Source organism: Streptomyces sp. NPDC002564 (assembly GCF_042889645.1).
Lineage (GTDB): Bacteria > Actinomycetota > Actinomycetes > Streptomycetales > Streptomycetaceae > Streptomyces.
The window spans coordinates 132,559-150,664 of sequence record NZ_JBIARE010000005.1 but is presented as its reverse complement, the minus strand read 5'-3'; the positions used below and the strand labels follow the sequence as shown (position 1 = coordinate 150,664).

Annotated in this window: 15 protein-coding genes; 10 read left to right on the top strand and 5 right to left on the bottom strand. The window is 73.7% G+C overall.

Features of this window, described 5'->3' with window-relative positions; all coding sequences use genetic code 11:
- The first annotated feature begins 156 nt into the window (after positions 1-156).
- From ACFYXE_RS19475 to ACFYXE_RS19435, 9 genes are all read left to right on the top strand, one after another.
- The gene (locus ACFYXE_RS19475) at positions 157-1,998 is read left to right on the top strand and encodes a peptide ABC transporter substrate-binding protein (RefSeq protein WP_389313902.1); all 1,842 of its coding nucleotides are present in this window, start codon (positions 157-159) and stop codon (positions 1,996-1,998) included.
- Positions 1,995-2,954 carry an ABC transporter permease gene (locus tag ACFYXE_RS19470; protein ID WP_389313900.1) on the top strand — a complete coding sequence of 320 codons (960 nt, stop codon included), beginning with the start codon at positions 1,995-1,997 and terminating at the stop codon, positions 2,952-2,954. The genes ACFYXE_RS19475 and ACFYXE_RS19470 overlap by 4 nt, the downstream gene beginning before the upstream one ends.
- Complete coding sequence (locus ACFYXE_RS19465; RefSeq protein WP_389313897.1) at positions 2,951-3,856, top strand: ABC transporter permease; 906 nt, start codon at positions 2,951-2,953, stop codon at positions 3,854-3,856. Before ACFYXE_RS19470 ends, ACFYXE_RS19465 begins: the two co-directional genes overlap by 4 nt.
- A gap of 31 nt (positions 3,857-3,887) precedes the next feature.
- Complete coding sequence (locus tag ACFYXE_RS19460) at positions 3,888-5,957, top strand: dipeptide ABC transporter ATP-binding protein (RefSeq protein ID WP_389313895.1); 2,070 nt, start codon at positions 3,888-3,890, stop codon at positions 5,955-5,957.
- Positions 5,954-6,850, top strand: a complete 897-nt coding sequence (gene mmuM, locus ACFYXE_RS19455) for a homocysteine S-methyltransferase (RefSeq protein ID WP_389313893.1) — start codon at positions 5,954-5,956, stop codon at positions 6,848-6,850. The genes ACFYXE_RS19460 and mmuM overlap by 4 nt, the downstream gene beginning before the upstream one ends.
- Positions 6,851-6,979: 129 nt before the next feature.
- A complete protein-coding gene (locus ACFYXE_RS19450) occupies positions 6,980-8,065 on the top strand; it encodes a WD40/YVTN/BNR-like repeat-containing protein (protein WP_389313891.1) in 1,086 nt (361 codons plus the stop codon).
- Between the two features lie 33 nt (positions 8,066-8,098).
- Positions 8,099-8,776, top strand: a complete 678-nt coding sequence (locus ACFYXE_RS19445; protein WP_389313889.1) for a uracil-DNA glycosylase — start codon at positions 8,099-8,101, stop codon at positions 8,774-8,776.
- The gene (locus ACFYXE_RS19440) at positions 8,773-9,771 is read left to right on the top strand and encodes an N-acetylglucosamine kinase (protein ID WP_389313887.1); all 999 of its coding nucleotides are present in this window, start codon (positions 8,773-8,775) and stop codon (positions 9,769-9,771) included. Before ACFYXE_RS19445 ends, ACFYXE_RS19440 begins: the two co-directional genes overlap by 4 nt.
- Positions 9,772-9,866: 95 nt before the next feature.
- Positions 9,867-10,811: a hypothetical protein gene (locus tag ACFYXE_RS19435; RefSeq protein ID WP_361171535.1), complete on the top strand. Its 945-nt coding sequence runs from the start codon at positions 9,867-9,869 to the stop codon at positions 10,809-10,811.
- A 67-nt stretch (positions 10,812-10,878) separates the two neighbouring features.
- On the opposite strand, the gene ACFYXE_RS19430 is transcribed toward ACFYXE_RS19435, so the two are convergent.
- The 3 genes from ACFYXE_RS19430 to ACFYXE_RS19420 all read right to left on the bottom strand — a co-directional run bounded on the left by ACFYXE_RS19430 (position 10,879) and on the right by ACFYXE_RS19420 (position 14,515).
- Positions 10,879-11,919 carry a lactonase family protein gene (locus ACFYXE_RS19430; RefSeq protein WP_389313885.1) on the bottom strand — a complete coding sequence of 347 codons (1,041 nt, stop codon included), beginning with the start codon at positions 11,917-11,919 and terminating at the stop codon, positions 10,879-10,881.
- 184 nt (positions 11,920-12,103) lie between these two features.
- Positions 12,104-13,600 (bottom strand): FUSC family protein, encoded by a 1,497-nt coding sequence (locus ACFYXE_RS19425; RefSeq protein ID WP_389313883.1) that lies wholly within the window; start codon positions 13,598-13,600, stop codon positions 12,104-12,106.
- A gap of 216 nt (positions 13,601-13,816) precedes the next feature.
- Positions 13,817-14,515: a GNAT family N-acetyltransferase gene (locus tag ACFYXE_RS19420; protein ID WP_389313881.1), complete on the bottom strand. Its 699-nt coding sequence runs from the start codon at positions 14,513-14,515 to the stop codon at positions 13,817-13,819.
- Positions 14,516-14,726: 211 nt separating this feature from the next.
- Here ACFYXE_RS19420 and ACFYXE_RS19415 point away from each other — a divergent pair, with 211 nt between their 5' ends.
- A complete protein-coding gene (locus tag ACFYXE_RS19415; RefSeq protein ID WP_389313879.1) occupies positions 14,727-15,392 on the top strand; it encodes a pyridoxamine 5'-phosphate oxidase family protein in 666 nt (221 codons plus the stop codon).
- Between the two features lie 33 nt (positions 15,393-15,425).
- On the opposite strand, the gene ACFYXE_RS19410 is transcribed toward ACFYXE_RS19415, so the two are convergent.
- Both ACFYXE_RS19410 and ACFYXE_RS19405 read right to left on the bottom strand, forming a co-directional pair.
- Entirely contained in the window at positions 15,426-16,688 is a 1,263-nt protein-coding gene (locus tag ACFYXE_RS19410) for an FAD-dependent monooxygenase (protein ID WP_389313877.1), read from the bottom strand.
- Positions 16,685-18,085 carry an MFS transporter gene (locus ACFYXE_RS19405; protein WP_389313875.1) on the bottom strand — a complete coding sequence of 467 codons (1,401 nt, stop codon included), beginning with the start codon at positions 18,083-18,085 and terminating at the stop codon, positions 16,685-16,687. Before ACFYXE_RS19405 ends, ACFYXE_RS19410 begins: the two co-directional genes overlap by 4 nt.
- Positions 18,086-18,106 lie beyond the last annotated feature (21 nt).

Genomic DNA, 18,106 nt, shown 5'->3' with positions numbered 1-18,106 from the left:
AGATCGCACCGAACCAAGTTGACCAGACCTTCCCGCTTTTCCACTTCTTGCCGAATGAAGCTATTGACTTGTTTTTCGCGTCCGGCCTAGCGTTCGGGCGCCGCCCCGTCGTTCTCCGGCACGGGCCGGCCCCGTACCCCTTGGAGGCCCATCGCCATGCGCTCATTCAGGTCCGCGGCGGCCGCGCTGCTCGTCCTCGCGGCGGCCCTCACCGGCTGCACCCGCGAGGGCGGCCGCATCGACATGGGGCCCACCGGCGGCACACCCGTCGAGGGCGGCACCGCCCGGATGGCGCTCCCGCCGGCCGCGACGCCCAACTGGATCTTCCCGATCGGCGCGCCCGGCTACGGCGCCTCGTACAACTACGGGATCCAGTCGCTGCTGTTCACCCCGGTGTACGACGCCGTGCAGGACAGGGCGAAGGGCGAGCTGACCACGCACGGGCCGGGCACCCTGGGCCTGGAGCCGACCTACAGCGACGGCAACAAGACCGTGACGGTGCCGCTGCGCGAGGGCGTCAAGTGGTCCGACGGGAAGCCGGTCACCGCCCGCGACCTGGAGTTCTGGTTCCATCTGGTCAAGGCCAACAAGGCGGAGTGGGGGAACTACTCGGTCGGCACGATGCCGGACAACGTCAAGCGGTTCGAGACGCTCGACGACCACACCGTGCGGCTGCGCCTGACCCGCGCGTACAACCCGGACTGGTTCACCGCCAACCAGCTCACCCTGCTGCGGGCGCTGCCCCAGCACGCCTGGGACGCCAAGACCGACGGCGGCCGGATCGGTGACTGGGACCGCACCCCGGCGGGCGCCAAGGCGGTCTTCGCGCGTCTGACGCGGCACGCCAAGAGCCTCGGCTCCTACGGTTCGGACCCGCTGTGGAAGACGGTCAACGGGCCCTGGAAGCTGGCGGGCTGGCGGGACAGCGGCCAGGTCACCATCGTGCCGAACGAGAAGTTCACCGGCCCGGCGTCCGAGCGCCCGCACCTGGACAAGGTGGTCTTCAAGCCCTTCACCACCGCCGACTCCGAGTACAACGTGCTCAGGTCCGGCGGCGTCGACTACGGCTACATCCCGCCGTCGGTGATGGCGCAGAAGGAGAAGTTCGAGGACAAGGGGTACCGCGTCGATCCGTGGGAGGGCTGGGCGGCGACGTACATCGTCTACAACTTCAACTCCACGCACGGCGGCCCGATGATGGACCAGCTCTACATCCGCCGGGCCATGCAGCACCTCGTCGACCAGAAGGCGATGAGCGACGTCATCTGGCAGGGCAGCGCCACCCCGACGCTGGGCCCGGTGCCGGTCACGCCGAAGAGCCAGTACCTGTCCGAGAAGATGGCGCACGACCCGTACCCGTTCTCCGTCGCCAAGGCCACCGCGCTGCTGCGCGGGCACGGCTGGCGCGTCGAGGACGGCACGGCGCGCTGCGTGCGGCCGGGGACGGGCGGGGACCGGTGCGGCAAGGGCATCGGCAAGGGCACCCCGCTGAAGCTGACCCTGCTCTCCCAGTCCGGCTCCACCGAGACGACGAACATGATGCAGGAGCTCAAGTCGTCGCTCTCCAAGGCAGGCATCGACCTGACCGTGCGTCAGCAGCCGCTCAATTCCGTGCTCGGCAACAGCGTGCCGTGCAAGGCGAAGGACCCGGGCTGCGACTGGGACATGTCCTTCTTCGGCACGGCCGGCAGCTGGTACTACCCGCTCAACCCCAGCGGCGAGCAGCTCTTCTCGACCGGCGCGTCCGCCAACTTCGGCAACTACAGCGACAGGACGGCGGACCGCGTCATCCGGGGCGTGCAGTACTCCCCCGACATGAAGGCCGTGCACGCGTACGGCGAGTACCTCGCCGAGCAGCTCCCCGTGATGTGGATGCCCAACCCGGCGTACCAGGTCTCGGTGATCCGCAACGACCTGCGCGGGGTCTCGCAGAACCCGACCGTCACCTTCGCGCCCCAGCACTGGTACTACGTCAAGAAGAAGGGGGTTGAGAAGTGACCGGCTTCACCGGCTTTCTGGTCAAGCGCCTCCTCCAGGCGATCGTCGTCCTCTTCCTCGTGTCGGTCATCGTCTTCGTGCTCCTGCACCTGCTGCCGGGCGGCCCCGCGCGCGCCATCCTCGGCCCCAAGGGCACCCCGCAGCAGATCGAGCACTTCAACCATCAGCAGGGCTACGACCGTTCGCTGCCCACGCAGTACCTGATGTACCTGAAGCGGCTGGTGACGGGCGACCTCGGCGAGTCCTTCAAACTCAACTCGCCGGTCTTCGACCTCCTCGCACAGCGCCTGCCGAAGACACTGCTCCTGACCGTCCTGTCCACCGTCCTCGCGGTCGTCATCGCGGTCCCGCTGGGCCTGCTGCAGGCCGTACGGCGGGGCAGGGCGGCGGACTACGCGCTGACCGGCCTGGCGTTCCTGATGTACGCGACGCCGGTGTTCTTCCTCGGCCTCATCATGATCATCCTGTTCGCGCAGGTCCTGCCGATCCTGCCCGCCGAGGCACCGCAGGGCGAGTCCGTCGGCGAACTCCTCGGCGACTTCGCCGGGTTGGTGCTCCCGGTGGTCACGATGGCGTTCGGCATCATCGCGATGTTCAGCCGCTACATGCGCTCGGCGGTCCTGGACAACCTCACCGAGGAGTACGTCCGCACGGCGATGGCCAAGGGCCAGTCGAGCCGCCGGATCATGGTCCGGCACGTCCTGCGCAACGCGCTGATCCCGCTCGCGACGCTCCTCGGCCTCTATCTGCCGACCCTCTTCAGCGGCGCCCTCGTCGTCGAGTCGATGTTCAACTACCCCGGCATGGGGCTGCTGTTCTGGAACGCGGCGCAGGGCTCCGACTTCCCCGTCCTGCTCGGCGTGACGCTCGTCGTCGGAGTCGCCACCGTCGTCGGGTCACTGCTCACCGACGTCCTGTACGCCGTCCTCGACCCCCGGATACGGAGCGTCGCATGAGTACCACGGTCACCCCTGTCACCGCGCCGGGCCACGAGGACGCCGCGCGGGCCACGCCGTCGCTGGCCCGCCGCACCCTCCAGGTCTTCACCGGCAACAAGCTCGCCCTGACCGGTGTGGTGGTGCTGCTCCTGCTGCTGGCGTTCAGCTACCTCGGGCCGCTGATGTACGACACCGAGCAGATCCACACCGACCTGTCCCGGGCCAACCTGCCGCCGGGCACCGCCGGCCACCTCCTGGGCACCACCGACCTCGGCTACGACATGGTCGGGCGCCTCATGGTCGCCGGGCGGACGTCGCTGGAGATCGGCCTCGCGGCGGGCCTGCTCGCCACCCTCTTCGGCACCGTCTACGGCGCGATCTCCGGCTACTTCGGCGGCTGGGTCGACGCGGCGATGATGCGGATCACGGACGCCGCGCTCGCCATCCCCGCGATGTTCCTGCTGGTCGTGGTGGCCGCGATCATCACGCCCAGCAAGGGCGTACTCGTGATGATCATCGCGGCGGTGGCGTGGCTCTCCCCCGCCCGCCTGGTGCGCGGCGAGGCGCTCTCGCTGCGCGACCGCGAGTACGTGCAGGCCATGCGGATGATGGGCGGCGGCGGCGCACGGGCCGTGTTCCGGCACATCGTGCCGAACGCGATCGGCACGGTCATCGTCAACTGCACCTTCCAGATCGCCGACGCGATCCTCTACGTCAGCTATCTCGCGTTCCTCGGCCTGAGCATCCCGCCGCCGTCGGCCGACTGGGGGTCGATGCTGTCGGCCGGCATCACCTACACGCAGAACGGCTACTGGTGGCTGATCTTCCCGCCGGGCATCGCGATCGTGCTGGTCGTCGCCGCGTTCAACTTCATCGGTGACGGGCTGCGGGACGCGTTCGAAGTGCGGCTGCGGAAGTGAACGGCCGCAAAAGCAACAGGAGAGACGACAGATGACCGACTCACGGCAGGCCACCGCCCCCGAGGCGCTGCTCACCATCGACGACCTGCACGTCGACATCGCCGCGCGCGGACGCACCGTGCACGCGCTCGACGGCGTCTCCCTCTCCCTCGCCCCCGGCGAGGCCCTGGGCATCGTCGGGGAGTCCGGCTGCGGCAAGACGATGACCGCGCTCAGCGTCCTCGGTCTGCTGCCCGCGGGCGGCGAGATCACCGGCGGCCGCGTGCTCTTCGACGGCCGGGACCTCGCCGCAGCCCCCGCCCCCGTCCTCCAGGACGTCCGCGGCAACACCGTCGGCATGGTCTTCCAGGACCCCCTGACCTCGCTCAACCCGACGATGACCATCGGTGCGCAGGTGGCGGAGCCGCTGCTCCTGCACCGCCCCGGCATCGGCCGCAAGGAGGCCTGGGCGCGCGCCCAGGAGATGCTGCGGCTGGTCGGCATGCCGCGGCCCGCCGAGCGCATGCAGGCCTACCCGCACCAGCTGTCGGGCGGCATGCGCCAGCGCGTCGCCATCGCGATGGCGCTGGTCTGCGAGCCGAAGCTGCTCATCGCCGACGAGCCGACGACGGCCCTGGACGTGACGACCCAGCACCAGATCCTGGAGCTCGTCGACGACCTGCGCGCCCGGCTCGGGATGGCGATGATCCTGGTGACGCACGACCTGGGCGTCATCGCCCACCGGGTGGACCGGGTCGCGGTGATGTACGCGGGCAGGGTCGCCGAACAGGCGGACGTGCGCGACCTGTTCGCCCGCCCGCGCCACCGCTACACCGAGGCCCTGTTCGCCGCGCTGCCCGAGCGCGCGGCCGACAGCGGCACCGAACTGCACACCATCCCCGGCCTGCCGCCGAACCTCGCGACGCGCCCCACCGGCTGCCGCTTCGCGCCCCGCTGCGGTTTCGCGACGGACACCTGCCGCACCGAGGAGCCGCCGCTCGTGGACGACGAGGAGCGGGGCGCCGGACACCGGTTCGCGTGCTTCCACCCGGTGCCGGACGACGCCGCCGCCGAGGACGACGTCGTGACCCCCGCCGCCGTGCCCGCTCCCCGCGCACCCGGTGACGTGCTCCTCGAACTCGACGGCCTCGTCAAGGAGTTCCCGCTCAAGGGCGGCGCGTTCTCGCGCAGCAAGGGAACGGTCAGCGCGGTCGGCGGGGTGTCGCTGACCGTCCGCAAGGGCGAGACGTTCGGCATGGTCGGCGAGTCCGGCTGCGGCAAGACGACCCTCGGGCGGATCGTCGCGGGTCTGGAGGAGCCGACCGCGGGCGCGGTGCGCTTCGCGGGCGCCGACCCGGCCGGGATGTCACGGGCCGAGCGGCGCGCGCACCGCCGCCGCGTACAACTGATGTTCCAGGACTCCACCGCGGCGATGGATCCGCGCATGCGGGTCGGCGAGATCCTGCGCGAACCGCTCGTCATCCAGGGCGTCGGCCGGCGCGCCGAGCAGGAGAAACTGGTCGCCGAACTCCTCGACGCCGTCGGCCTGCCGCGCGGCGCCGTGCACCGCTACCCGCACGAGTTCTCCGGCGGTCAGCGCCAACGCCTCGGCCTGGCACGGGCATTGACGCTCTCGCCGGACCTGGTGGTGGCCGACGAGCCGGTCTCGGCGCTCGACGTGTCGGTGCAGGCACAGATCCTCAACCTGATGCGGGAGCTGCAGCGCGAGCGCGGCCTGACCTATCTGTTCATCTCGCACGACCTGGCCGTCGTACGCCACCTGGCGGACACCGTCGGCGTCATGTACCTGGGCAAGCTCGTGGAGTCGGGTCCGGCCGCTCAGGTGTACGCCCATCCGCTGCACCCGTACACCCGCGGGCTCCTCGACACCGTCAACCTGCCCGACCCCGAGGCCGCGTCCGCTGAGCGACGCACGCCCCTGGAGGGCGAGACCCCTTCCGCGGCCGAGCCCCCGTCGGGCTGCCGCTTCCGCACCCGCTGCCCCCTCGCACAGGACCTCTGCGCCACCACGGAGCCGCAGGCCAGCACCCCGAACGGGGCCGGCCACCAGGTCGCCTGCCACTTCCCGCTCGCCGCACCTCGGCTAGCGTCGGCGGTGTGAGACTCGCCGACGCCCTCGCCCAGCGCCCGCTCGTGCTCGACGGCGGCCTCTCCCACCAGCTGGAGGCCGCCGGGCACGACCTGGGCGACGCCCTGTGGTCCGCGCGGCTGCTCCGCGACGGGCCCGCGGCGATCGAGGCCGCCCACCGCGCGTACTACGAGGCGGGTGCCGAGGTCGCGATCACCGCGAGCTACCAGGCGACGTACGAGGGGTTCGCTCGGGTCGGCATCGACGCCGCCCGCACCCGTGACCTGCTGCGGCTGAGCGTGGAGCTGGCGAGGAACGCCGGGGCCGGGCTCGGGCGCGAGGTATGGGTGGCGGCCTCGGCGGGGCCCTACGGGGCGATGCTCGCGGACGGCGCCGAGTATCGGGGGCGGTACGGCCTGAGCGTGGCCGAGCTGGCACGCTTCCACCGGCCGCGGCTGGAAACCCTGGCCGAGGCGGGCCCCGACGTCCTCGCCCTGGAGACCGTCCCCGACGCCGACGAGGCGCGCGCCCTGCTGCGGGCGGTCCGCGGGCTCGGGGTGCCGGCCTGGCTGTCGTTCACCGTGGCGGGCGGCCGCACGCGGGCGGGACAGCCCCTGGCGGAGGCCTTCGCGCTCGCCGCCGACGCGGACGAGGTGCTGGCGGTGGGCGTGAACTGCTGCGATCCACGGGACGCCGGGGCCGCGGTGGCGCTCGCCGCGCGGGTCACCGGGAAGCCCGTGGTCGTCTATCCGAACAGCGGGGAGACGTGGGACGCGGGGACCCGCTCCTGGCACGGTCCCGCCCGGTTCGCGGCCGGACAGGTGGCCCGGTGGCGGGCGGCCGGGGCGCGGCTCGTCGGCGGGTGCTGCCGGACGGGCCCCGACGTCGTCGCGCAGGTGGCGGCCGAGCTGTCGCCGACGCGCTGACCAGGGGGGCCCGCGCCGCCTCGGGGACACGGCTCTGACCTGCGGAAACACCGTCTCCGGGGGTGACTGTCAGTGCCGGGGTGCAGACTGGCCGGTACCTGAGACAACGACGTCCCGGAGGTGGTCGGCATGGCCGACATCATCCTGACCGTAGGCACCCGCAAGGGCCTCTTCATCGGCCGCAGGCGCGGGGGTGCCTGGGAGTTCGACGACAGTCCGTACTTCAACGCGCAGGCGGTGTACTCCGTGGCGATCGACACCCGCACCGACACGCCGCGGCTGCTCGTCGGCGGGGACAGCGCCCACTGGGGCCCGTCCGTCTTCCACTCCGACGACCTGGGGCGGACCTGGACGGAGCCCGCGAAGCCCGCCGTCAAGTTCCCCAAGGACACCGGGGCGTCCCTGGAGCGGGTGTGGCAGCTGCACCCGGCGGCCGCCGAGGACGGCGTGGTGTACGCGGGCACCGAGCCCGCCGCGCTCTACCGCTCCGAGGACCGCGGCGAGTCCTTCTCGCTCGTCCGCCCGCTCTGGGAGCACCCCACCCGGTCCAAGTGGGTGCCGGGCGGCGGCGGTGAGGGCCTGCACACCGTGCTCACCGACATCCGTGACCCCCGCGCGGTGACGGTGGCGGTGTCCACCGCGGGGGTGTTCCGCACCGAGGACGGCGGCGCGAGCTGGACCCCGTCGAACAGCGGCGTCTCCGCGGATTTCCTGCCCGACCCCGACCCCGAGTTCGGACAGTGCGTGCACAAGGTCGCGCGGGACGCGGCCGACCCGGACCGGCTGTACCTGCAGAACCACTGGGGGGTGTACCGCAGCGACGACGCGGGCGCGCACTGGACGGACATCGGCGCCGGGCTGCCCTCCGACTTCGGCTTCGCGATGGTCGCCCACCCCACCCGCGGCGGCACGGCGTACGTCTTCCCGATCACCGCGGACAGCGACCGGGTCCCCGCCGACCACCGCTGTCGCGTCTACCGCACGACCGACGCGGGTGAGCACTGGGAGCCGCTGAGCGCCGGCCTGCCCGGTGACGACCACTACGGCACGGTGCTGCGCGACGCCATGTGCAGCGACGACTGCGACCCGGCGGGCATCTACTTCGGCAATCGCAACGGCGAGGTGTACGCGTCGGCGGACGACGGCGACAGCTGGCAGTTGCTCGCCTCCCACCTGCCGGACGTGCTCTGTGTGCGGGCGGCGGCCGTCGGTTGATCGACGGCACCGTTACGGCAGTAGGGTGACGCCGTGGCACCACGACCCTTGCATGAAATCGTCGAACCCGGCTGGGCCCAGGCCCTGGAGCCGGTGGCCGAACGGATCGCCGCGATGGGCGACTTCCTGCGCGCGGAGATCGGCGCCGGACGCACCTATCTGCCCTCGGGGGCGAACGTCCTGCGCGCCTTCCAGCAGCCCTTCGACGACGTCCGCGTCCTGATCGTCGGCCAGGACCCCTATCCCGCGCCCGGCCACGCGGTGGGCCTGTCGTTCTCGGTCGCGCCCGAGGTGCGGCCGCTGCCCGGCAGCCTCCTCAACATCTACCGCGAGATGGGCAGCGACCTCGGCCTGCCCCCGCCGTCCAACGGCGACCTGACGCCGTGGACCCGGCAGGGCGTCCTGCTGCTCAACAGGGCGCTGACCACGGCCCCGCGCAAGCCCGCCGCACACCGCGGCAAGGGCTGGGAAGAGGTCACCGAGCAGGCGATACGGGCCCTCGCCGCCCGCGGCAAGCCCCTCGTGTCGATCCTGTGGGGGCGTGACGCGCGCAATCTGCGGCCGCTGCTCGGGCAGTTGCCGTCGGTGGAGTCCTCGCACCCCTCCCCCATGTCGGCGGACCGCGGCTTCTTCGGCTCACGCCCGTTCAGCCGGGCCAACGACCTGCTGGTCCAGCAGGGCGCGCAGCCGGTGGACTGGCGGCTGCCGTGACGGACGGGGAGCACGGCGCCCACCGGGAGTTCGTGCTCGGCGTCGACTCCGGCGGCTCCGGACTGCGGGCCGCTCTCAGCGGCTCCGCGGGGGCGGACCTGCCCGCCCCGGTGCGCTCGGCGGAGCCGGTGCGCACGGGCGCCCGGGGCATCGACGCCGACCACTTCCTGGCGCAACTCCTGCCGATGGCGCGCGCCTTGCTGGAGCGGGCCGGCGGCGGCCGGATCACGGCCGTGACCGTCGGCGCGGCCGGCCTCGCGACCCTCGGCGACGACCTCCGCGGCGCACTGCCCGCCGCGCTCGCCAAGGCGCTCGGCGTCCGCCGCACGGCGCTGGCCGCGGACGCCGTCACCGCCTACGCGGGCGCGCTCGGCGACCGCCCCGGCGCGGTCGTCGCCGCGGGCACCGGCCTGATCGCGCTCGGCACGGACCTGCGGGCCTGGCACCGCGCCGACGGCTGGGGGCACCTGCTGGGCGACTGCGGCGGCGGCGCCTGGATCGGCCGCGCGGGACTCGACGCGGCGATGCGCGCGTACGACGGCAGGCGCGGCGGTTCGGCGGCGCTCCTCGCCCGGGCGGAGCAGCGGTTCGGGCCGCCTGCGGGCCTGCCGGGACAGCTGTACCCCCGCACCGACCGGCCCGCGGTGCTCGCCTCCTTCGCGCCCGACGTGGCGGCCTGCGCGGCCGACGACCCCGTGGCGGACGGCATCCTGCGCGCCGCGGCCCGGCACATCGGCGAGTCCGCCGCCGCCGTCTGCCCCCGCACGGACGTGCCGGAAGTCGCCCTCACCGGCGGCCTGTTCCGGCTGGGCGAGCCGCTGCTCGCACCCCTGCGCGACGAACTCACGGAGCAACTGCCGCACGCGCGGCCGGTCACCGCCGCCGGCGATCCGCTCGACGGAGCGCTGCGGATGGCGGCCGACCTGGCCGCGGACCGGCTGCGGCTGCCGTCCGACGTGCGCATGCTCACCGTGCACGGAGAAGGCGACAGTTGACCTCTGCGTAATTCATCAGACAAAAACGGACTTATACCGCCCACCTGCACCCTCCCCGAACAGCGATGGCCCGCAAGCCAGTAGCATGCGGGCGCATGAGCTCCCCCACTGGGCCCGCATCCGGCCTGCCTGTACGAATGCCGCGCCCCCGTCAGCCGGGCCGGCACCGCCGTCCGGAGCCCGTCGCGGCTCCTGAGGGCGCGCCCGCACTTGTTCTCGCCGTGCCGGGCGCCCCCAGCACCACCACGCGCAGCCTCGCCGAGGAAGTCGTGAGCATCGCCCGCTCCGAGCTGCCCGGCCTCGACGCCAGAATCGGTTACGTCGACGGTGAGGAGGACGCCACCGTCACGTCCTTCCCCGAGTTCCCCTCGCTGCAGTCCGTGCTCGCGCACGCGAGCGCCGAGCGCATCGCGCGTGTCGAGCGCGCCCGCGCGGCCGGCGCCGAGGTGGCCGACCCCGACGGCCCCGTCGCCGTCGTCGTGCCGCTGCTCGCGGGTCCCGACAGTGCGCTGATGCGGCGCATCCGGCAGGCCGTCATGGACAGCCGTGCCGCCGCCGAGCTGACCGACGTGCTCGGCCCGCACCCGCTGCTCGCCGAGGCGCTGCACGTGCGCCTGTCCGAGGCCGGGCTCGCCCGCGCCGACCGCGCCCGCCTGTTCACCGTGGCGACCGCGGCGGACGGCATCGTGCTCGCCACGGTCGGCGGCGAGGAGGCCGTGCAGGCCGCCGGGATCACCGGCATGCTGCTCGCCGCCCGTCTCGCGGTGCCGGTGATGGCCGCCGCGCTCGACCAGGAGGGCGCCATCGCGGCGACCGCCGAGCAGCTGCGCGGCTCGGGCTCGGCCCAGCTGGCGCTCGCGCCGTACCTGATCGGCCCGGAGCTCGACGCCGCGCTGCTCGACGCGGCCGCGAAGGAGGCGAACTGCTCCGTCGCCGAGCCGCTCGGCCCCTACCCGGCGATCGGCAAGCTGGCCCTCGCCCAGTACACGACGGCGCTCGGCATCACGCCGCAGCAGCCCTCGGGCGCGCCGGTGCACTGAAGCGCTTCCGAACGCCGATGGGCCCGCCCCGATGTGGGGGCGGGCCCATCGGCGTGTTCCGGCCCGGTCAGCCGAAGACCACGCAGGAGGCGGCGGGCGCTTCGACGGAGCCGGTACGGGTCGGCAGGCCGGTCTCCTGGTCGACGGCGAACCAGGTGACGTCCCCGGAGCGCTCGTTGGCCGCGTACAGGTGCCGCCCCGCGGGGTCGACGGCCAGGTCGCGCGGCCAGTGCCCGCCGCACGGCACGGTCGCCGTCAGCCGGGGCACGTCGCCCGCCGCGTCGAGCGCGAGGACCGAGATGACGTTCGTGCCGCGCGTGGCGGTCCACAGGAACCGGCCGTCGGGCGCGACGGCGATCGCGGAGGGGTACGCGTCGCCGTCCGGGACCCGGTCGAGCACCGGGACCTCGCCGAGCGGTTCCAGCGTCCCTTCGGCGGCGTCCCAGGCGCAGACGGTGAGGGTGGGGCTGAGCTCGTGCAGGACGTAGGCGCGGTCGCCCCGCGGATGGAAGGCGAGGTGGCGCGGTCCCGAGCCCGGGCGCAGCGCGGTCTCCCGGTGGAGGGTGGGTCCGCCGTCCGCGAGGGCGCAGACCCGCACGGAGTCGGTGCCGAGGTCGACGCTGACCGCCCAGCGGCCGCTCGGGTCCGCGAGGACCTGGTGGGCGTGCGGCTCCTGCTGGCGCTGCGGGTGCGGACCGGAACCGGTGTGCCGCAGCGCGCCCGAGGCCTTGGCGGCGAGGGTGCCGTCCGCGTGCAGGGGCACGGCGGTGACGCTGCCGGAGCCGTAGTCGGCGGTCAGGATATGGCCGTCGAACAGGGTGAGGTGCGTGGGCGCCGAGCCGACCGGGACGCGGGTGCCCGCGAGCTCGGGCCCGTCGCCCCCGGTGCGGAACGCGGCGACGGCACCTTCGGAGGTCTCGCTGACCGCGTAGAGCATGTCCCCGGCGGGCGAGAGAGCCAGGTAGGAGGGGTCGGCGACGACGTCCGTGGCGCCGCGCACCCGCAGTGCGCCGGTCTCGGCGTCGACGTCCGCACTGAGCACGCCGAGCCCCCCGGCCGCCGTGAAGGATCCGATGTACGCCCGCCCCGCGCGCCTGCCGTCGACCACTGCGTGTCCCCTCTCGACCGGGGCGCCCCGCCGCGGGACACCGCTCGTGCGGGCGACGCTAGCAGCCGGTCTAGACCAGGTGTCGGGCGGCCGGAGCCCGTGGGCACGGACCGTCGGGCCGTGGGTCCGCGGTTGCGGCTGCCCGGCTACAGCTACAGCTACAGCTACGGTCGGGCAGGAGTCGTCACCCCGGGAGCGCGCCCTCGCGCTGCAGCGGGACCGCCATCGCCGCGAGCGCCCGCTCCAGGTCGTGGAGGTGGGCGAGGGCGGGGTGCTCCGCGGCGTGCTGGACGGCCGTCTGGGGGCGGCTCGCGCGCCGGGTGTCCTGCGGCGAGGTCAGCGCCTCGACCGCCGCCTCGACCCGCCAGCAGGCCGCGGAGAGCCGGGCGTCGTGCGAGGCGTCGGGGTCCGACGCGACCGCGGCGAGGGACCGCACCTCCCGGGCGCAGGCGTCCAGGAGCGTCAGCACCTCGCGGGCACGCGCCTTGCGCTCCCTGCCGAAGTGCAGCGGGTGCACCAGCGGCGACACCGCGAGACGCACCCGGGTGAGCAGCGTCTCCAGCTCGGCGACGCGCGGTCCGGGGTCCGCGCCGGGCGTCCCGGCCAGGCGGGCCGCCGCCTCGGCCGTGCAGGCGTGGACGCAGTGCAGGGCGCGGCGGATCCACTCGTCGGTGACGGCGTGCGTGGTGACCGGCAGCACCAGGAGCACGGCGAGCACGGCGCCGAGCGCGCCGACCGCGGTCTCCGCGACGCGCAGCCCGAGGAGCGACGCGTCCAGGACGCCGAGGAGGCCGTAGAGCATAGAGGCCATCGCGGTCACGAAGAACATCATCCAGCTGTAGGAGACCGCCGCGGTGTAGAAGATCCCGAAGACGCTCACGGCGACGACGAGGGCCGTCGGGACGGGCGCCCCGGCGGCGGGGATCGCGACGGCGAACCCGACCACGATGCCCACGACGGTCCCGAACACCCGGCGGAAGCCCCGCACCAGCGTCTCGCCGCGCGACACGGTGTTCACGAACACCCACCAGGTCGCGCCGACCGCCCAGTACCAGCGCTGGTCGGACAGCATCTGCCCCAGGCCGAGCGCGAACGCCGCTCCCGCCGCGGCCTGCACGGCCTGCCGGGTGGTCACCCGGCTCAGACCCCGCTCCTGGGACAGCGCGGGCGACGCGGCGGGCAGCCGCCCCCGCTCGTAGCACCACACGCCGAACCGCACGAACGAGGAGGCGCAGAGCGAGAGCAGGATCGCGACGTACAGCTCGGGCAGCGCGGACGGCACGGTGTGCAGGAACTGCGCGGCGAAGAAGGTCATGAAGGCGAAGACGCCGAGCGAGTGCCCGCGCGGCCCCCAGCGCCGCGCGTACACGCCCGCCCCGACGACGGCGACGAAGGCCGCGTCCCGGGCGAGCGGGTGGTCGTGCAGCGCGGCGGCGACCGCCAGGACGGGGATGCCGACCGCAGGCAGCAGCGCCGTGGTCACCGCCTGGCCGCGCACGGTCGGGTCCAGCACGGTGAAGAGCGCGAGCAGCGCGGCGAGACCACCGACGATGGCCGCCTCGAGGGAGTGCCCCACCAGTCCGCAGACGGCGACGGCCAGCGCGATGCCGACGACCGCCCGCGTCGCGCTGTACAGCCGGAGCCGCCCCGGATCCGGCGCCACGAACACCCTCTTCAGCACAGCTTCCCGCCCCTCTCGACATTCCGGACACAAAGAAGGCGCCGCGGATTCCGCAGCGCCATCGACGGACCCATCACACCACCTACCGGCCACCCGGCTCAACCGAACCCGCTCCGAGTGGACCATTGGCCCACTCGGAGCATTCCGTGTGGCGCCGGGGGCGGACCAACAGACCACGCGACGGCGCCGCCCGGGGCGGGGCGGCCCCGCGCACCGTCACACCGCAGGCCGGTCCTTGATCACGGTGACCAGCGGTGCCACCACCTGCCAGCCCAGTGACGCGTACAGGGCGCGGCCTTCGTCGGTGGCGCCCAGCAGACCGGTCGTCGCCCCCTGCGCGGCCGCCGCGTTCTGCAGGGTGCGCATGACCAGGCCGCCGAGCCCCTTGCGCCGGTGGGCCTGTGCGGTCTCGACCTGGTCGACGACCGCGCCCGTACCGACGGGGGCGATCTGGCCGCGCGCGGCGAACGCGCCGTCGGCGGCCACGACCATGACGCGGGTGATCCCGCCGCGGGACCAGACGCGCAGCCGGTAACCGGCCGGGGCGGGCGTGGGCGCGGGGCGCAGGGCGGCGGTCATCAAGTGGCCGGGGTCGCCGAACGACCAGCCCGGGGCGAGCCAGGGCGCGACGGCCTCCGGCTCCAGGCACAGCTTGACCTGGGTGGCGGGGCCGGTGATCGCACCGAGTGCCCGGCGGAAGGCGGCCTCGTCGGCGTCCGGGAGCACGTGCCGGGTCGGGTGCCCCTCCAGGCCGACGTCGAAGGTGAGCCCCCAGGGCACCTCGACCGGCTCGGACGCGCCCCGCGAGACGACCCACCCGGCGGCCCACGCCCGCACGAGGTCCGGCAGGGCCACCGCCGACGCCCCGTCCGGCACCGGTTCCCCGGGGACCGACGACAGCCCCTGCGCCCGCACCTCCGGTGTATCCGGCGTATCCCGTACATCTCGCGCATCCCCCAGCAACGACATCCCGCCGCCCCCTCGATCGCACATGTAATGACTGATGGGCGACTGAGTCTATTACTACGACTGCTCGGCGCGCGGCGCTGGGCCTGGCGGGTGAGACGGCGCCCGGGCCGCGCCGCGCCCCGCACCGGGCGGGCCACGGCCGCCTATATTCGCGCCCATGTCACCCACCCCACGCACCACGGCCCAGCGCTACCCCGAGCGGGTCACCTACGACCGCGACGCCGTGCACGCGATCCTGGACGAGGCCCTCGCCGTGCACGTCGGGTTCGCCACCGACGAGGGGCCGGTCGTCATCCCCACCCTCCACATGCGCGAGGGCGACCGACTGGTCCTGCACGGCTCCGCCTTCGGCCGCTTCATGGGCACCGCCGCAGGGGGCGCCCCCCTGTGCGTGACGGCGACGCTGATCGACGGCGTGATCCTGGGCCGGGCGTCCTCCCATCACTCGGCCGCCTACAGATCGGTCATGGTCTTCGGGCAGGCCTCCCCCGTCGAGGACGAGCAGGAGCGTGCCGACCTGCTGGCCCGGATCGTGGAGAGCGTCATCCCCGGCCGGCTCTCGGGGCCCCACGCGGCGCGCAGGCCCAGCGTGGCGGAGGCGCACTACACCGCCGTGCTCACCATGCCCATCGAGGAGTTCTCGATGAAGGTGCGCGCCGGGTTCGCGCGGGACGAGCCCAAGGACGACGAGGTGGCGGCCTGGGCCGGGCACATCCCCCTGACCGTCACGCCCGGGACCCCCGTGCCGGACGCCATCACCGGCACGCGCTTCCCCGCGCCCGTCTACGACCCGGCCGTCCACCGCTTCCGCCAGGACAGCTGACCCGTCGCCGCGGGACCAGCGCGCGCGGAGCGCTCACCCCGCCGGCACGGACTCGGGCAGGGTGAGGGCCGAATGGGCCGGGCGACCCCGCGGGGCGGGCGGGGCGGCGCCGAGGCCGCGCAGCATCGCGTCGCGCCGCTCCAGCGCCTCGGCGGTGGTCGGGAAGAGGGCCGCATCGCCCTTGCCGACCTGGTCCTGATTGGCCGTCACATAGGCGCGGGTGCCGCGTTCGTACGCCGCGAACCCCTCGGTGTGGTCCTGGCGGGCGACCGAGGCGGCGAGCATGTACGCGCCGACCAGCGCGAGGCTCGACCCCTGTCCGGTGAGGAACGAGGGCGCGTACGCGGCATCGCCCACCAGCGCGACCCGGCCACTGGACCAGCGGGGCAGCCGGATCTGGCTGACCACGTCGAAGAACAGGTCGTCCGCGTCCCGCATGGCCGCCACCATGCCGGGCACCTCCCAGCCCGCATCGGCGAAGACCGAGGCGACCAGGTCCCGTTGGGCCCGCGGGTCGCGGAACGCCTCGTGGGGCGGCTCCGGCCGGGCGAAGGCGAGGAGGCCGTGCACGGCGTCCCCGTCCCCCACGGCGTAGAGCGCGGCGGCCCGGCCCGGGGTGTTCCACAGGACCGTCTCGTGGGAGAGGCCGTAGGTGTTGGGCAGGGTGAACCCCGCGAAGCAGTAGCCGAGATAGCGGTGGAACCGCTCTTCGGGTCCGAACAGCATCGCGCGGGTGCGCGAGTGCAGTCCGTCGGCGCCGACGACCATGTCGAACGTACGCCGGTCGCCGCCGCGGAAGGTGACGTCGACCCCGTGGGCGCCCTCGTCGAGGGTCTCGACGCGGTCGCCGAACACGAACTCCACGTCGTCGCGGACCGCCGCGTGGAGGGCGTCGGTCAGATCGCCGCGCCGGACCTCCAGGTCCTGCCCCGCGACTCCGCCGGTGACCGCGTGCGGGTCGAGCGAGGCCACCCGGCCGCCGTCCGCGTCGAGGAACGTCAGCCGGCGCAGGTCGATGTGCGCCTCGCGCAGGCGCGGCAGGATACCCATCCTGCGGACGACCTCCAGTGCGGTGCCGCGTATGTCGATGGGGTAGCCGCCGTCGCGCGGCGAGTCCGCCTTCTCGACGACGGTGACCTCGAATCCGTGGCGGTTCAGCCAGTAGGCGAGGGCGGGCCCCGCGATGCTGGCCCCCGAGATGAGGACCGTGCGCTTCGGCGCGGGCCGACTGCCCGTCAACCGGTCGGTCCGGGAAGGCCGTTCCGCCGCCCGGCGGGACTTCTCGATGTGCTTCATTCCTTGACTCCTTTGCTCATGGTGCGGGTGACGAGCAGGGACAGGGCCGTGACCGCGGCGGCCACGGCGAATCCGGTGGCGAAGGCCGACTCGGCGGGGACGTCCGATCCGGAGGGGGTGCTCGCGGTGAGGATCCCGGCGCTCACCTGCACGCCGACGGCGAAGCCGAGCACGCGCGTCACCAGGACGAGACTCGTGGCGATGCCGGTGTCGCCCCGGTCGACGGCGGTGGCGGTGCGGGTCACCATCGCGGTGACGCACAGCCCGTTGGCGAGCCCGACCAGCACCTTGCCGACGACCAGGTGCCATATCTCGGCGTGCACGGCCGCGAGGGCGAGCAGGGCGACGACCATCAGGCCGACCCCGGTGGTGACCACGGCACGCGAGCCGAAGCGCCGCACCCCCACTCCGGCGACCGGCCCGGCCAGCGCCGCGGCCACCGCGCCGGGCAGCAGGTAGAAGCCGATCTCGGTGGCACTGGCCCCGAATCCGTACGCGTCGGAGGACACCTCGAACAACTGCGGGAGGAGATAGACGGGGACCGCCGTCCCGGCGCAGATCGTGAACGTCAGCGCGCACGACTTCCACACCGCGGGCCGCGCGAGCATGCGCAGGTCGACCATCGGTGCCGCCGCGCGGCGCTCGACGGCCGTCCATCCGGTGACGAAGGCGGCCAGCACCAGGAGCAGCGCGACCAGCACGAGGGGCTGACCCGCGACGAGTTCGGGCGCCGCCGCGAGCACGATCATGAGGGTGACCAGGGTCCCGCTCAGGAGGGCGAGGCCCGGCCAGTCGACCCCGCCACCCTCCGACCGGGACGGCGGATCGTGCGGCATCAGCCGGTTCACCAGGACCGTGGCCCCGATGACCGCGAACGTCGGCAGCGCGAACATCCAGTGCCGGGACAGGCCTTCGGCCACCGGTCCGGCCGACAGGGTGCCGGCCATCCCGCCCCCGACGAACAGCCCGCTGACCACGCCGATGGCCACCTTCGCCTCCCCCGCCGGGAGATGCTCGCGGACCACGATGAACGACAGGGGCAGCGCGCCCACCATCACCCCCTGGAGGATCTGGCCGACCAGCAGCACGGGCAGGTTCGGCGCGACGGACGACACCAGACCGCCGAGGCCGACGACGGCCATCAGCCGGACCAGGACGCGCTTTCCGCCGTAGCGGTCACCGAACTTGCCCGCGACCGGGGTGACGAGTGCGCCCGTGATCAGCAGCACGGTGCTCAATAACCCCCCTTCGGCCCGGCTCATGTGGAGCTCGCGCTGCAGGAGGGGCAGCGTCGGCGTCACCACCGACTCCAGGGCCCCGGTGGCCAGGGCCAGCATGCCGAGGGCCCAGACGGCGGGCCTCCCGATGCGGACCGGGGAAGTCGGCGTCGCGGTCATGGTCATGGACATCCTTCCGTC

What these genes read in the sequence shown, in the direction of transcription:
- ACFYXE_RS19475 (WP_389313902.1), top strand. Translation starts at nt 157, where the DNA reads ATGCGCTCATTCAGGTCCGCGGCGGCCGCGCTGCTCGTCCTCGCGGCG.
- ACFYXE_RS19465 (WP_389313897.1), top strand. Translation starts at nt 2,951, where the DNA reads ATGAGTACCACGGTCACCCCTGTCACCGCGCCGGGCCACGAGGACGCC.
- ACFYXE_RS19460 (WP_389313895.1), top strand. Translation starts at nt 3,888, where the DNA reads ATGACCGACTCACGGCAGGCCACCGCCCCCGAGGCGCTGCTCACCATC.
- ACFYXE_RS19450 (WP_389313891.1), top strand. Translation starts at nt 6,980, where the DNA reads ATGGCCGACATCATCCTGACCGTAGGCACCCGCAAGGGCCTCTTCATC.
- ACFYXE_RS19435 (WP_361171535.1), top strand. Translation starts at nt 9,867, where the DNA reads ATGAGCTCCCCCACTGGGCCCGCATCCGGCCTGCCTGTACGAATGCCG.
- ACFYXE_RS19415 (WP_389313879.1), top strand. Translation starts at nt 14,727, where the DNA reads ATGTCACCCACCCCACGCACCACGGCCCAGCGCTACCCCGAGCGGGTC.
- ACFYXE_RS19410 (WP_389313877.1), bottom strand. Translation starts at nt 16,688, where the DNA reads ATGAAGCACATCGAGAAGTCCCGCCGGGCGGCGGAACGGCCTTCCCGG.
- ACFYXE_RS19405 (WP_389313875.1), bottom strand. Translation starts at nt 18,085, where the DNA reads ATGACCGCGACGCCGACTTCCCCGGTCCGCATCGGGAGGCCCGCCGTC.